This is a genomic window from Giesbergeria anulus, from assembly GCF_900111115.1.
Lineage (GTDB): Bacteria > Pseudomonadota > Gammaproteobacteria > Burkholderiales > Burkholderiaceae_C > Simplicispira > Simplicispira anulus.
On sequence record NZ_FOGD01000001.1, the window covers coordinates 166,880 to 182,269 of the forward strand.

The 15,390-nt window shown below is 56.9% G+C and carries 10 protein-coding genes; 3 read left to right on the top strand and 7 right to left on the bottom strand.

All coding sequences use genetic code 11. The annotated features are described in order from the left end of the window. Positions 1–16: 16 nt before the first annotated feature. The 4 genes from BMX55_RS00855 to BMX55_RS16040 all read right to left on the bottom strand — a co-directional run bounded on the left by BMX55_RS00855 (position 17) and on the right by BMX55_RS16040 (position 10,023). Entirely contained in the window at positions 17–8,203 is an 8,187-nt protein-coding gene (locus tag BMX55_RS00855) for a glucosaminidase domain-containing protein (RefSeq protein ID WP_091451303.1), read from the bottom strand. A gap of 111 nt (positions 8,204–8,314) precedes the next feature. Next, on the bottom strand, positions 8,315–9,064 hold the full coding sequence (locus BMX55_RS00860) for an antA/AntB antirepressor family protein (RefSeq protein WP_091451306.1): 750 nt from the start codon (positions 9,062–9,064) through the stop codon (positions 8,315–8,317). An 85-nt stretch (positions 9,065–9,149) separates the two neighbouring features. Beyond that, on the bottom strand, positions 9,150–9,827 hold the full coding sequence (locus tag BMX55_RS00865; protein WP_091453045.1) for an ORF6N domain-containing protein: 678 nt from the start codon (positions 9,825–9,827) through the stop codon (positions 9,150–9,152). Between the two features lie 28 nt (positions 9,828–9,855). Continuing rightward, positions 9,856–10,023, bottom strand: a complete 168-nt coding sequence (locus tag BMX55_RS16040; protein WP_143059549.1) for a DNA-binding protein — start codon at positions 10,021–10,023, stop codon at positions 9,856–9,858. 106 nt (positions 10,024–10,129) lie between these two features. Here BMX55_RS16040 and BMX55_RS00870 point away from each other — a divergent pair, with 106 nt between their 5' ends. The 3 genes from BMX55_RS00870 (at position 10,130) to BMX55_RS00880 (ending at position 11,605) form a co-directional block, all read left to right on the top strand. After that, the gene (locus BMX55_RS00870; protein WP_091451308.1) at positions 10,130–10,627 is read left to right on the top strand and encodes an Arc family DNA-binding protein; all 498 of its coding nucleotides are present in this window, start codon (positions 10,130–10,132) and stop codon (positions 10,625–10,627) included. 126 nt (positions 10,628–10,753) lie between these two features. Beyond that, positions 10,754–11,404, top strand: a complete 651-nt coding sequence (locus BMX55_RS00875) for a DUF1902 domain-containing protein (protein ID WP_218144447.1) — start codon at positions 10,754–10,756, stop codon at positions 11,402–11,404. 3 nt (positions 11,405–11,407) lie between these two features. Continuing rightward, the gene (locus BMX55_RS00880; protein WP_091451312.1) at positions 11,408–11,605 is read left to right on the top strand and encodes a type II toxin-antitoxin system HicA family toxin; all 198 of its coding nucleotides are present in this window, start codon (positions 11,408–11,410) and stop codon (positions 11,603–11,605) included. A gap of 10 nt (positions 11,606–11,615) precedes the next feature. On the opposite strand, the gene BMX55_RS00885 is transcribed toward BMX55_RS00880, so the two are convergent. From BMX55_RS00885 to BMX55_RS00895, 3 genes are read right to left on the bottom strand one after another with little or no spacing between them, the layout of a single operon-like run. Beyond that, positions 11,616–13,175 (bottom strand): hypothetical protein, encoded by a 1,560-nt coding sequence (locus BMX55_RS00885; protein ID WP_091451315.1) that lies wholly within the window; start codon positions 13,173–13,175, stop codon positions 11,616–11,618. Positions 13,176–13,195: 20 nt separating this feature from the next. Continuing rightward, a complete protein-coding gene (locus BMX55_RS00890; RefSeq protein ID WP_091451317.1) occupies positions 13,196–14,122 on the bottom strand; it encodes a hypothetical protein in 927 nt (308 codons plus the stop codon). Between the two features lie 14 nt (positions 14,123–14,136). Continuing rightward, positions 14,137–15,390: a hypothetical protein gene (locus BMX55_RS00895; RefSeq protein WP_091451319.1), complete on the bottom strand. Its 1,254-nt coding sequence runs from the start codon at positions 15,388–15,390 to the stop codon at positions 14,137–14,139.

A 15,390-nucleotide genomic window follows, 5' to 3' on the forward strand; every position in this document is an offset into this window, starting at 1 on the left:
CGCAACGCACCGACCCTTATTGCAGCTTCTTGCTCAACTTTTGCATCACATCGCGCTTCTTCTCTGCTTCCTGCTGCACCTGCGCCTGGTACTCATCGCGGCTAATCCGCTGGGTCTGGTACTGACGCCGCAGCTGGGAGATATTCAGGTCAATCTCGCGCGCCTTGGCCTCAGCCTCCTTGATAAGATTGCGCCGCAGCACATCAGCCGGATAGCTCCCCAACTTCACCCCAGCCGATGAAGCAATGGCCTGCGCTACCGACTGCTCACGACTAAAGCCATCAGTGCGGCCATGCTTAGCATCGATGACCGAAGACCATGCGTATGTCTGTCCAGCATTCTTGACCCCCGACGCCTCCTCTAGTGCCCAGCCAACCGGATTGGGTAAGAGCAAATTGGGTGCAAACGCCTTATAAAAGTAGTCTGCCAACTTAGCGGTCTTCTGGGCAACACTATCCGTCTCCTGTGTGATTGGCTTGCCGGTGAAGCTCGTCTTGTTCAACACCACTTCAAACAACATGGCCAATGGCCCCGTAGGCATCAACCCCGGCAACATCGGAATGGCTGAATGCCCTTGGCCGACATCAAACACATCACCCACCGGTATCCAGCGCCGAATGTCCAAATAAACGGGCGAGTCGTGGGCGTCATTCCACGGCATACGAATCAGCTTGGGCACCATGCCCCAAATAGCACCCGCCTTCTCTTCTGGTAGCAGCTTGCGCTCCTTGTCATCATCGCCACCAGCCAGCATGTTCCCTAGCGCGTTCAGCCCACCGGCCAGCGCCATGAGCTTGAGCAGCTTGTGCGGCTTTTTGGCGGCAATCTCTGCCAGCATCGGCACTGCCCGATAAGTGAACGCCAAAAATGGCCACCCCGACTGGCGCATGGCACTGATCCATGGCGCATTGATGCTGTAATCCAAAAACGATTTGCGCGCTACCTTGCCAGCGGCCATGTCATCTAAGCCATCCTCCTTGGCCTTGAGCCATGCTGCCAGCCGAAACACATCATCCTCAGCTTGGTAGATGTCAATCATCGCCTTAGCCGCTTTACCCATCCCCTTGCCCGGTTTGCTGGCCACAGCAGCAGCCCAGCTATCGGAAAATCTGCCATGACTAGCGTGTTGTAGCGCTGCCATCACGCCTATTTGCGCCTGCATACCGCCGCCATCGTCTTGCCCAAGCTCCTTCTCCAGCGCCGCCAGCAGCGGCTCCAACTGCTCGTTGGCAATCTCTTGGGTGGCCCACGATCCGGTATCACCACCACTGTCCTGATACCGATTCAGCACCTCCTGTGCCGCCTCACGGTCAGTAATGCCGCCTGTTTTTTGGCTAGTAGAAAGCAAAATGCGCAAGGCTTTGGTCACATGGCCGGCCCCCACATCATGCCAATCAGCCATCACAAAGTTAGACATGACATTGTTCATGTGCACGCTGGGCGACAGTGCCGTCTTGCTGGTTTTCCACAGCGACAACACTTTGGCATAAGTCTCACCAAACGGCTTGAAGCGCCCACCAGCAACCACTTGACGGACATCATTCCAAATCGGGCCAGGAAGATAATGGTTGGCCAACTTGCCATACTTGAGCACCTCTGTGCCGGGTATCTTCACATCTGGAACCCTCACCCATTCATTGGTGGCAAAAGTGTCACGCATCCGCTCAGAGGCATCCACTACAGTGCCATCTACCTGATCACCGTCTTTCTTGCCATAGTTTTGGGCCATCCACTCCAAATAGCGTCCCACCTCCACATCGTGGATCATCATCTGGAGCGTCTTGGCAATGGCAAACCGGGCCTCGTCAATTTCCCCCATCTGGGTGCGCTCATTCTTGGTAAAGTCGCGCCACAGCACCACCTTCCCTGCTTGGGTGTCGCGCACTTCCCATGTTCCTGCCTGCGACCAGTCACTAAGCTTGTCGCTGTACTTGCTGGGGACAGGTTCGCCAGCAGGCCAGTACACCACCTCCTGTAACTTGCCCGGTTGCTTACTCTCCATGCCCGGCAAAGGCTCTATCCCTTCACCTGACGGCGCGCGCCGCTCTAGGCGGATGAACTTCTGCCCCTTCAGAGATGTATCGACTTTGTAGGGCACCACCTTGCGCCCCCACCATTCAGGAGCGACATTGCGTATCTCAGCCATAGAGGCAAATTCGCTCAGGCCCCGGCCTTGATATTGCTCCCCTAAAACCGCAATAGCCCGTGAGCGCACGGCTTTCTCCTCGGCGCTCAGGCCCAAGGTGTACTTTTCATAGGATCGATGCAGGTAGGCGAACTTATGCCGCTCGTACGCCTCTGGGGACAACTGCCCAAGGCGCACCGCCTCACGGCTTAGCTTGTCGATCATTTGCTGCACTTCTTTGAGCACCTTGACCGACTCTTGGGGCAGCCCCTGCATCACGGAGTCATAAGCGGCCGCGTCAGCCCCCTCCTTCATATTCATCCACTCATAGGCCACCCGGCTCTCAGCCCGCGTCAAGGTGGCCAGCTTTTCGACGAGGGCACCTGTCTTACGCAGCTGCACCCGCTGGCGGCCTTGGAGTAAAGCGCGCTGGTCAATCACCGCTTCAGGTACCCCGTAATCTGAAACGACACCCGCCTTAACCCGCTCAGGAATCAGGCGCTCCAGCAGGACAGCCGCCTTGTCGTAAACATTGCGAGTCACCCGCTCAACACCGGTGGTGCGGGTAATGGCATGGGCTACCCTATCTAAGGGCGCGGCGCGGCCCACAGGCTTGCCAATCAGTTTATCGGCACGCTCAGCAGCTGTTGTGGGTGCGGGGGCCTCGGGGGAACTGCGACTTAGGCGGGAACCGGAGCTTGGTGAATCCGCGCGTTGGGGAATATTTTTTGAAGCGAGGCGATCGATTCGCGCTTGTTTTGCTGTAACGACTCGAGTTCGGAGCTCGTCAGCCGATCGGAAGCCAATGAGGTACTGGGCTTCTGCGGCGGTAAGCTGCTGGGGGCCAAAGCCGAAGAGTTCGCGGATGACTTCTCCATGACGGGCCTCCAGTTGGTTGACGGTTTTGCGATCAGCTTGAATTTTACCCCCACGCATGGCATTGACCAACACCACGGAGCCAGCCACATCACCACCACTGCTTTGAATATAGGCTGCCAAATCGGCCAAAGTGCTACCCATGGTGGTGACGTCATCCACCAGCACATAGCGTCGGCCAGGCTCAACATAACCTGAAAACTCAGCACGGGCCAGCAAGCGCTCCATCGCGCCTGCCCCAGTGTGAAATGCACGGTTGGCCTGTGTAAGGCTGGTATCCACTTGTGCCCCCAAATGGTCGGCATACATCATGGCCAAGGCATTAGGGATTTGGTTGCGCCCTGTGGCCTCTTCGGCATGAACAGGAACAAACACCACATCCGATCCAAACTTTTCATGGGCCGATTGCAAATCTTCTGGCTTCACAAGATCCTGCACCAGCGCGGCGGCAGCCATGAGGTCACCTCCCTTGGCTGCCTTGTAATCTGGGTGCGCCTTCATAGGAATATCATTTTTGAAGGTGCCAATCACCGTGGCACTGCCTTCATTAAATGCTTTGCCCCCATGCGCCCGAGAGAGTGCAATGGGTGCAGACGTGCTCGCAGCAGACTCTTTCAGCCGAGACAAGCGCGTGGCCCCCACATACCCTGATGGCTGCCCGTCGCGCTGGCCCGCCACATAATCGCGTGCAGCGCGCACCAGATCGGCTACAAACCAGTCAGCCTGTTGCTGCTCATCCAAAGAGCCATTCAGCCAAGTAGTGAGGCGGTCGGCCAGCTTCTCATAGCCACGGCGATCAAGAAAATCCCGCACCTTTAGCACTACCTTGCGCCAGCCCTTGAGCTGGGCCAGTTCCTTGGTCGGAATGTCAACAATCACCTCTTCCGTGGCTTCAGCATCTGAAAGACGGCCCCGCTCTTGCAGTTTGGAGGCCTGTTTTCGTACACTGGCGTTGTGGACCCAGACCATTTGCATGGCGGACTTCAAGCCATCCGCACCCAGTACGGCCCGTAACCCAAAGTGGGCCGCTTCATGCTCTGCCAGCACATGCTCAGCCTGCTCAAGACTTTGCAGGCCAGACCCGAACAGGTAGAACTCACCTTCGTGCATCGCCCCCTGAACGTCATACCAGGCATCTTGCCGGTTGATGTATTCCATCAGGCTGTAAGGTGCGCTGGATGGGTCAGCCAACACATTCACCTTGGGCATATTCGGCATCTTGGCCTTCAGCCGATCAGCCAAGGCTTGCAGATCCTGCAATGGGACGCCAGACACACCATCGACAGAACCGGCGACGCCTATAGCCAACCGTGTGTCAGATCCTAGGGGCGCTTCTACTGATTCTCTGTTGCCATCGACTGTGGTTTGGCCTTCTGCTGCTCCCGGCTGTCCTGCTGTGGCATCGGGTCTGGTAGCTGCATCGCCTTCAGGGCTGCCATCAAAGCCCTGCGTATCCGTGGATTGCTGTCCACCTTGTCCATCAGAGAACGAACTTTCTCTATCGACTCTCCGCTGGGGGTCTTGGTTAGGGTTGTCATTTGGCGCTACCTCTCTGGCTTGTGTCAGTAAATCGGATCGTGATGGTGCAGGCCCCGCATCGCCAAGGATTGACGATTGCCGTGGGTCTCCAACCTGCTCCAGCGCCTCGTAATAGCGCTGGAAAAACTCTGCAATGCGGCGTGGGCTGCGCGTGTTATCTGCCAAAAACTGCATGAGTTCTGCTGTCTCTGGCGAGTACTTCTGCCCCGTCAAATCGGTCTGCGCCAACTCCTGCGCCACCGTCCAACCCTTATCGCGCAAGGCAGATAAGCCCTCCACCGCCTGCACCAAGTCGGGTGCAATGTCCCCCTGATGCAAGGCCCCTGCCTCCATACGCTCACGCGCAGATGCAATGGTCGGTGCTACTCGCAGCAGAGCCTTGCTGATATTGAGCAAGTTGTTGTCCATGCTCTCGGTCATCCGGCGCAAGGTGGGCGAATCCCCATACGCCTTGGCCAGCACTGCATTCTGAATGCGCCGGTACCCAGCAGCGGACAAACGCCCATCGGCCTCCATCATCTCGCTTTGTTCCGTGATGGGTAACGTGCTCCTGAACTGGCGAATGAAGTCACGGCTGTTAGAAAAATCGCCATCCTCCGTGGGGTTGAGACCCTCTAGGCTATTGAGCCGGGCAGCATCCGCTTTGGCCTGCTCGCTGGGGCTCATGCGCTGCACCGTGCTGGCATTGGCTTGGCGTGCAAACTCAGCCCGGTTGACGGGCGTGGAGCGCACCCGCACCAATACCGGCTTGGGCGTCACATCCACTGTGGCCGGATCAATACCAAACTGGGCAGCCTTGTCTCGCAGAAATGCTTTGTAGTTCTCGGCCTTCTGGCCGTTAGCTTGGTGGTATACGCGCTTCAGGGCAATCATTCGGGCATTGCCAGACTCCACCAATCCATCTGCCCCCACAATCGGCGCACCCGTGGCAGCGTCCGCAGATGCCCCCAGCCGTGCTGGGTCTAACTTTTGCACAATGCCCGACACCTGTAATTCACTGGCACGTCGGCTGCGGTCGCGTGGCTGTAACTCTTGTGGGTACAGCGGATTGGGCCACGAGCCCTCAATATGGGATGTGATCAGATCGTCTGCACTCATCAGCGCATAGACACCATCGAGCTTCACACCCGATTCGGTACTAAAAGAGGTGGGTGCTCCCTTGGCCGCTTGTGGCCATGTCGCTGCAATTTGGTTACGTTCTTGCTCCAGCATAGCCGCCTTGGCTGCCAACTCTTGGCGTGACTGGTCAAAAGCGGGGCCATAGCCGTTTTCTGGAGTCTCATCCTGCAACCGCTCCCGAACACTCATCAACTCGGCATCCAATTCCACCGCCCGATCCAATGCGGTCAAAGCCACAGGCTGCTTGAGGGCCTTTTCTGCAGCTTCCGCAGAGGCCTGCGCTTGCGCCTCAGGATTCTGTGCAGGCGGCTCAGAATTTGGCCCAAGGGTTCCAGAATCCTGCGCTTGCGTTTCAGGCGCAGCCTCTGGTGCGGGTGCGATCTGCGCTTCAATAGCCTGCATGGCCTGTTCCCGCACTTTAGGCGGTTGCTGTGGGTTTTTGGCAGTGTTCAGCAGCGTAATCAGTTCCTGCACTGCCTGAGGGCCACCATCTACCTGACGCAGCGTATCCAGCAACCCACCGCCATCCTTGCCACCACGAACCAGATTCTCTGCTTCTGCAATGCGCTGGGCTAATGTCTTCGGTGCGATGGTGGCAGGTGCAGTATCGGGGGCTAGCGTGGCATCCGGCGCTGATGTCCGAGCATCTGAACTTGGGGCGCGCCCATCACCCAGCACCTGCTTGCCATAAGCAAAGCCGTGCATCCCCCCGCCCATTGCCAAACCAGCCGCAGCATTTTGGGCAATAGCACCCCCCACATCCAGCTTGGCAGAGGGATCTGCCTGCACCACGGCACCATGCTGCACCGTATCCTCCGGTACGCCTTGGATCACCTCCTCCACCGTGTCTTGGCCAGCCCGCTTAGCCAGCTCCTTGCCGGTCAAGCGCTCGACACCGGCCACCGTTTTAGCCGTGGCATCGCCACCGAATATCTTGTTCGTGATGCCTGTCCCTAGGCCTGTGACCACCACCGAGGGCAGTGCTGCCTGGTCGGCCAACTCATTGGCCAGCCGTTCACGGGCCTTATACGGATTCTTGACCTCCGCCATCAGCTCTTTGTACCGATCTGAGGATGCGGCGAGCTTATCCAGCGGCATCCCCATCACCTGCTGATAAATCCCCTCCGAGGCATTCATGCCCGATGAGGCTGCCTCTGACAAAAGGCCAGCGCTAGAAGCCCTAGCCACGGCCTGCTGTTGCAGCGGTGCCATTGCTGCGGCGGCCGCTTCGGCCTGTGCTGCTGCCGTTCCACCCGCTTTGGCTATGCCCGCTGCAGCCGCATCACCAGCATTGGTCGCTGCCGCCAGTTTGCCACCGGCGGCCAAACGCGCCATACCCACGCCCATCAGCATATCGGGCACCGAGCGGGCCATCGTGTGGGTGAAGGCCATCGGGTTGTCTGCAATGGCTTTCAGGTTGCCCACAAACCCCTCGGCTTGTGCCGTCGCCTGCTGTTGTCGCAACAGTTCAGGGTTTGTGGCCGCATCCGCTGCCATGATGGCTTGGGTGCGACTGCGGGCATCCTCTTGCAGGCCTAAGCCCATCCGGGCCATCATGGTCATGGGGTTGGCCCAGCCCCCATCTTCGCCCACCTTGGCGTTTTCTAGGCGTTGTTCAGCGGCAAACTGCGATGCCATCTGTGCAGTCTGCTGGATATCTGGGTTCGCCTTGGCATCCATGCCTTCCAGCTTATTGGCCAGCCATGTCATGCCCTGGTCGGCCAGTGCAGCAGCCCCCGTCACACCCGCCAAAGCGTTAGCCGCCGGTGCCTGCAAGAACTTGCCAATGCCGCCTTGGATGCCCAAAACGCCGGTACCAATGCCACTCGACACTGCACCGGCATAGTCCCCAGCCTTCTGTAGCGCAGTCCCTGGCATGGGTGCCTTCGGGTCAATGCCGGCCTCCGCAAACAGGTCTCGCCCACCACCATCCCACGGCGCTTTGGGATCAATACCCGCCTCAGCAAACAGATCGCGCCCACCAGCCGGGCGGTTGCGATCAATCCCCAACTGGGCAAACACGTCGCGCCCCGCAGTGCCCGGTGCTTGCTGCGAGGAACCACCCGACAAATCAGAACCACCCTGCGCCGTGCCAATCGTGCGTGTCAACTTGTTCACGTAGGCGGGGTCAGTGGCATAGCCCCCAGCTTTTAAGGCCTGTGCAAACTCTTGCGGCGTTTCAGCTACCCGCGCATCGGGGTATTTGCGATCCAGCAGCCGCACCAGATCCCGAGTCGACTCCTCATAGTCAGTGTATTGGCGGTAACGATGATTCGATCCCTCCGCCTTGTCAGTGGCCCGGATGCCTGTTCCATCCTTGGAAAAATCCTTGATGTTGAACAGATTGTGGGTGTCCACCCCATCACCTTTGATCGTTGCAGCCCCGCCACGGGTTTCCAGCTTGGCCAGCCCCAGCAAAAAATCAGAGCTGTAGCCCGTCTCCTGCGCCACCTTCTTGATGGCATCTTCCGGGGAGAGCTTGGTATCACCCCCATCAGACCCCCTGACCTCAATCCCCAACTCAGCAAACAAGTCCCGTGCCATAACAAACCTTTGGTTGAACCTTCAAAGGCTGCCATGCTTGGTGGCTGTCCTTGCGCCTCGTTGAACAAGAAAAAGCCCGCACGGGGCGGGCCGGGGGGTTAAACGGGGCGCTTAGTGGGCTAGGCCCAATTGCTGGTCGATGCCACCGAGGGCTTGATGCGCTTTGGTTTGGATGTAGCGCAGCATGTCCCGCACAGCCCCTAGTTCTTGGTGGTAGTGGTGCGCCAAGCAATTGCCTAGCGCGGCTTTACCCAATACGCCTTTGATGACTTCGTTATCCGGGTCATTCAAGTGGGCGGCATTGGTGTTCCAAGCCACCCGGCGCTCTAAGTGGGCGCGAATCAGTGGATAAGCTTCGCCCACCAAGCGCCCGGCGGTTTGGTCAATCAGTGTGTGCTGGGCAGCCGTCAGGGGCTTGGGGTCACATTGGCCGGACAGCAGTAGGGCGGCTACGTTGATGCTGTCGCCGTGAGGTTGGTAGGTAGCAGTTGCCTTTAGCGCCTGACGTTCGCAAGCAATGAAGTAGCGCCGGGCTTCGCGGCCCTTGGCGTTGTTCTCCACCATACTCAACTCTTTGGCCATGTCGAGGGTCAGGTGGTAGTCGGTCAGTTTTTGCGCCCGTGCTTTTGAGCTCACCAAATCGGGGGAGCTCAAATTCTCTACCGTGATGAAGTCCTCGTTTACAACAAAGCCGAACTTGGCGATGCGGCCCTTGATCCAAGTCGTGAAATCCCGCTTCACGCTCATGAAGCTATGCAGAGCGCGAGCGCAGCAAAGCTGAATCACTTCACCGCCGATGGTGTCGTTAAAAACTGGGATGAGTGCAGCGTTGCTGCCGGTAGTTTGGATAGAATGGCTCATGTTGATACCTTTTTGTTTCGGTTGTTGACAATCAAAGCCTCAGCGGGTCTAAGCGCTGGGGCTTTTTTCTTTGCGCTGTTGCGGCTCATGAGAACAACAGCTTTTCCACCATGTCAAGTTGCGGCGGCGTGCCGTGCAGTTTTGCTTGGTTGCTGGTGATGCGCTGCCAGTCGTTGCGCGTGTCCTGACCAAGGGCGAAGCGGTCGCAGAAGTCAGCCACTTCAGCGGTTTGCTCCTTGGACATATCTTTGAAACAGTACGACCCCGCGAACAGGTTTAGCAGCGTATAGACCTTGTTGAACATCAAGTGGTGCTTAACCACGGTGTCGATGGCAAAGTGGTACAGCGGCAGGCGGTCGTGCTTAGTGCTGCGCTCGTGGCCATCGACCACTGGGGCGCGGGTCAGCATCTGGGCAAAGTAGCTATCCTCCATCTGCTCGAACACATCCCAAGCCTGATCCGTTTCCAACATCTTGGCGTGACGGGCAGCGCCGCGTTCTGTCCAAAGGATGAGGTGTGCTGCTCGTTTGGCAACCAACCCAACAATATTGGGTTGGTTCTTGAACTCCTTCAAGTCATCGTTTTGCAGCTTGATGAAGTGCTTCCCTTCCTCAAACCGGTTGCGGTTGTTTTCAAAGTTGACACTCAGATTTTTCTCTGTGCATCCGTAAAGTTCAGCGAGTTGTTGCGTAGTGCAAACGCGCTGCCCCTTGTAGCCGATAACGGGCGTGGCGATGGTGCCAATGGTGATGGTGTGGGTCATGTTTTGTGGTGTATTTGTGGTTTTTTTCTTAGGCTTGCTTTGCACCACAAACCTCCTGCTTTTCCTTGACCTGCCCAATCAGCTTGTTCACAATCCATGTAACGGAGCGTTCTTGCTGCTGCGCGGCCTTCTTGAGCCATGCGTGGACTTCCTTATCAATGCGAATCTTCATTTGCACATCAGTAGAGTGGTTCATTTGATACCTCAAAAAAATAGACCACCGTGGTCTATTGGTTTGATTATGCACCACTTAGGTTTATCTCTAAAAGACCCCATGATCTACTGTGGCTTATCATTCGTACATGAGCCGTGAAGACCCACAAATGAAGATTCGGCTGCCTGCCGAACTAAAAGACCACATCGAAGCCTCTGCCAAGCAGCTTGGCCGCAGCATGAACTCTGAAATTGTTGCTCGCCTGAAGGCAACGATTCTTGGCTACATTGATGTGGATGGATCCAAAGACCTCGGTGCCAAGGAGATTGAGCGCCTGACAAAGGAGTTGAGCGATCTTCGTGGTGCCTCTACTGAATCGCTTGGAAAGCTATCGTCAAGCATCCAGTTTCTTGTAGGCGAGGTTGCTGAGAACAAAAAAATTAGCTTTGAAGATGCTCTTTTGCTGTGCGTTGCACGGGGGTCAGCTATGACTACGGGGGTACCGGCTGTTGTGTTTCAATTTCAGCAAGGAACTACCATTTCCGAAATGCAGGCCACCCTTAGGGAGGCAAGCGAACTATTGCCAGCCGATTGCCTGTTAGGCGTTGAGCAGGTACCGGAAGTCATAACCAGAGCATTAAAGTAGCCCCCCAGTAGGTTTTGCATTCCCATCCGGCCAGCGTGACGGGCTGCACTGCGTTTTGTTCAGGTAGTAGCAGTGGCTGACCGAGCTGGGTTAGCACAGTCTTTCGGGGGGTGTGATAATGGCCCGATGAGCTTTTTTGTTGCCAGTTTTGGTGAGTTGCCTGTGCGCTTTGTGCTGCGCAGTGGTGATTTGTTTGTCTCCAAAGATGACCTGTTCGCAGCCATCACTTCTTGCTTTACGCCGCGCATTCAGGCGCTGGGGGTGCAGTTCATTGAGCACGGGCTTTCCTTGTTAAGTGACAGCCACGACAAGCGCGCCGCAGTGATGGGCGACAGTGAGATTGGCCCGGCGGTTCATTTCCATGCAGCGGGCAGTCTGCTGCACTCTCTGAGCGACTTGACGGACGTGGACAGCGATGATTTGCGCGAATCCAGCTTTCGCGTAAGCACTTTGCTGCGCTGGTATTCCGCTGCCACAGCCCGTGCCGATGAACACTTTGGAAGAACCGTGGTCGATCTGTTGGGCTCTGTAAAAAAACGCCTTGATCGACTGAACCCTCCGCTTACGGTAGAGGTCACTTTCAGCGATGGGTACTACACGGCAGAATGCGACGCGCTGAACCTGGTCACGGAGGCCAAGACGCTAGACGAGTTGACGGAACGCACTTGGCTGTTGGTGCCTGACTTGATCGAGTTGAACGATCTGCCGATGGATGCCGATTCTGTCCGGCTTCGGTTTGACTTGGTGCAATCCGCCCAGCAGCGCGTTGCACTCTGAGCGATGGGTTCCGGCTTTTACCCGCAACTGCGGGCGCTGCTATTGCAACATGGCTGCGTGATGATCCGACAGGGCAAGGGTAGCCATGAATTTTGGGAAAGCCCCATTAACGGCGCACGCTTTCCTGTAGCAGTGACGGTAAACACCCGCAACACAGCCAATGCCATTTTGAAGCAAGCAGGCATCAAGGCAAAGCTCTGATAGTGCAGGCTCACATCCCCAATCTCCGCTTAACTTCGTCCTCAGACACGCCCCACAGCCTAGCGGTATTTGCAATAGCTTGCGGTGTTACATCTTTGAGCGGTTGACCAATGGTGTTGGAGATCGGTTTGCCGGTGCTTGGCTTGCCCCCACTGGCAGGAGCAGGCGCAGCCCCCGGTGCTGATGCTGCACCACCCCTGACCTGCTTCATCCAGCCATCGCCATAAACATTCAGCATGATCTTGTCCACCTCCTCAGGGGTTCGGCCCAAACCGCCTTCACCCTTGGAGATCAGTAGGTCGGTGTAGAAATCCCGGGCTGACTTCGATTTTCTCGTCAGCGCCATTTCATACCCAGACTTCAGATCAGGCACCACGCCCAAACGTACCAACTCCTGTGCGTGCTTCAGTTCGGGTGATGAGTTTTTCGCATCTCTCAGGGCATTCTGCTGAGTTTGGAGCGCCTTGTACTCTGGGCTGTCTGGGTCATGCTTGGCCTTCTCGATACTGATACTGGCATCCAGCGCCGCGACATCATAGACTGGCTTCTTGGCATCAAATTCCCGCTGCTCCAAGTTCTGTTTGGCAGCAGATATACCATCCGCAGCACGGGTATGCCGGATAGCTTCGTTTTTAGCCGCCGCATCGTTATTGTTGACCACCACGCTCTTTTGCAGCTCATTGCCCCGTTGGATACGTTCGGCAACCTCTTTGTCGATTAAGGTCAGGTTCTTATAGCCCCGTTCATAGTTGCCATTCTCCATGTCTTGCAAAGCGGCCACCATCACCCCCAACTGGTGCGGGGCCAAGCGCACCTCCCGCCCTGTGTCCTTGATCTTCAAGGTGGTTACGCCGTATTTTTGGTCAAAGTCTGCCGCCAATTCTCCATAGTTATTGTTCTCGGTCAGTCGCTTGGCCAAGTCCGTGCCAAACTGCGGATTGTTTTTTATCGTGTGCATGGTGACGCCCACCATCTTGGCGTAGGAAAAATCTGAATTCAGCGCCTCCATTTTCGCGCCTAATCCATCCATAGCCACGACATCGCGCTTCGCCGCAGCAGCCTCTGCCAGGATCTGTAAACGGGCGCGTTCACGTTCATACCGCTTCTGAATCGGGCCAATCGCCGGATGCTGCTTAGGGGCTTCAGGGGCTTCAATGACACCAGCAGCCCCCTGCTGCGGCTCCGAGGGAGGGGTCAGGATGTTGTTCGTTGCTGGATTGGACTGCGCATCTTCCACCGGATTGGCTTGTACTGGAGATTGCGCTGGCGCACTGCCACCACCTTGCCCATCGGCAGGGGCAGGCTTGTTCTGCGCGCTAAAACCAATCCCATTGGGGGTGTTGAACTGCTGCAAAAAAGAAACCTCTTTGCCGTCGTCTGCCTCCAGTGGGCCGCCATACAGTTTCGATGCCTTCTGCATGGCACCGTCCAGCGCCCGATTGCGCATCTGCTCATCTTCAAATCTGATGCGCTCCCGTTTGTCGATCTCCTCCTGACGGTTACTGGAGATTGCGTGCTCGTACATGGTGGTGCCGCGATTGATGGCAGCAGGGTCTAAATAAAAGGCCATAACAGTTATTCCTCAGAAATTCAGAATGCGCTTATCAATTCTTCGGTGGACAGACCCAGACTCTCATTGCTTGAGAGAAAGTCCCAAAAATCCCCACCAGTGCCCAACAAATTCGACATACCGTTCAAGCCGTTCTTGGCAAAGTAGGAGGTGGCCGCACTGCCCAAGATGCCCAGTCCGGTCGATGCCACCTGACTAGGTAGGCTGCTTTGCCCCTTCAACACATCGAGCTTGGCTTGATTGAGCGTATTGCCGGTGTTGATCTCGTGCATCCGTGCGGCCAGCGACCCCAAGCCCAACTGGTAGTCATTAGCCGTCTTGGTTGCATTGGTTTGGGCATTGAGCGCACTGGCCGAAGCATTGGAACCCGCAGCGGCAGCACTGGCCATAGAGGCATCAGCCTGCATCTTTCTTGCCGCAGCACCAGCCCCCATGTCTGCACCGGCCAGCCCCACCTTGCCCAGCTCGCTGCCCATCTGCAAATACTTGGTACCCAACTCACCGGTCTTGAGGCCCATCGTATTGATCGCCCCAATGCCCTGTACCCATTCGCCCCGTGCCTTTTGGTCACTGTCCATGGCAGCAGCAGACTGGCCCAAGGCAGTTTGGGCTGCCGTCTGGCTTTGCATCTTGGCCATCAGGGCTGGATTAGCCATGCCCATCGATGCCATGCGCCGCTCCATCTGGCCCAGCTGCTGATCTGATGCCTGCTGTACCCCGGCAACGGCCCGGCCCCGCTGCTGCGCCTTATAGGCATCAGACCCCAGCATGTCCACATGCTGCATGAACTTTTTGTCATAAGGCTGGTAGTCATTAGCGTAGGACTCCCCCAGCTTCATGCCCAAGCCATTGGCAGCCTCCATCCCCTGAGTCGCCATACCAGCCATATTGCGACCGTACTTGTCTGCAAACACCTCTGGTGCCGCATCAGCAAAACCGATTCCCATAGATACCCCCGTTTTCAAATGGAGCCGAGGGTCTTACCCTTGGCAATCAAACTGTTCATAAACCCAGTGCCCGAGCCACCCTGACCACGAAACAGGCCATCTAAGAAACCTTGCTCAGAAGAAGATGGGGTAGATGTGGGCGCTGTGGTTTGCAAGGTCGGTGGGGCCAGTGCTGTAGCTGTTGAGTCCGCAGGGCCTGCACCGCTAGGCGTGCGATCCGTGATGCCGTCCACCACCATCTTGGTGCCCATCCTTGCAAAGGGTGCTGCCCCCGCAAAGCTCGACCCCGCCACACTAGAACCCACCCCTCCTACCAAGCCGCCGGTCAGCATCCCCTTGCCCACGTCGCCGCCCGTCAGCGCACTCATAGTTCCACCTGTTAAAGCACCAGCGGCTGCAGCAGAACCAAAGGCACCCAAAGCAGGCACCGCAGACTGAATACCAGCGGCCAAGGCAGAACTGGCTCCAGCTGTAAAGGGCGCTAAAAGAATAGGCAAGGCTGGAAGAACAGCATCCTTAAAGAAACCCTGGCTATTCTCTGGAGCGTCATACACCTGTGCGTCACCTTGGGGCACCAACTTATCCCCATTGCGCATATACAAAGAGCGCACTGCTTTTTGCCCGGTGTTGCCGGTCTGGCCCGGCAAGCCCTGCGCCATGCCCCCCACCAAATACACGTCCTTGTAGCGTTCATCAATGGCGTCATACAGCCGATTGGCATCCAATACCTGTTGGTCTGGGGTCACCACCGCTTTGCTGCCTTGGCCTGTTGTGCTGCCTGCCACCGTGTTGTAGTACGAGGAAACATCCATGCCCAACTGCTGGGCCATCTCTGTCAACTGCTTCTGGTACTCCTTGTAGTCTGATGCCCATCGGTCTGGGTTAGGGCCACCCGACCATTCCCCGTTGCCATACACCGGCGCTTGGGAAGACATCCGGTCAAGCCCTGTAGCCGCAGCCCCCCGCTTGATGAACGAACCAACCATGTTGCCACCCAAATCCCATTTCCATGTGGAGCGATCCATGCCATCGGTATTTACCTCCGATGTGCTCCAGCCTGTGCCGGGCGGCCCATTCTGGCTTGGGCGTTCACTTTGTTGCTTAAAAAGATCATCCGCCCAATTGGCATCCAGTTCCGGAACCAAACTGCGCTGCGCAGCTAAACCGGCCGCACCCGCCCCACTGGCACTAGGACGGGTGCCAACGATGCTGGATGCCAACGGGGAGCCATTGAATAAGCTGCCCAGAAAATCAAGTTCTGCGGTCAT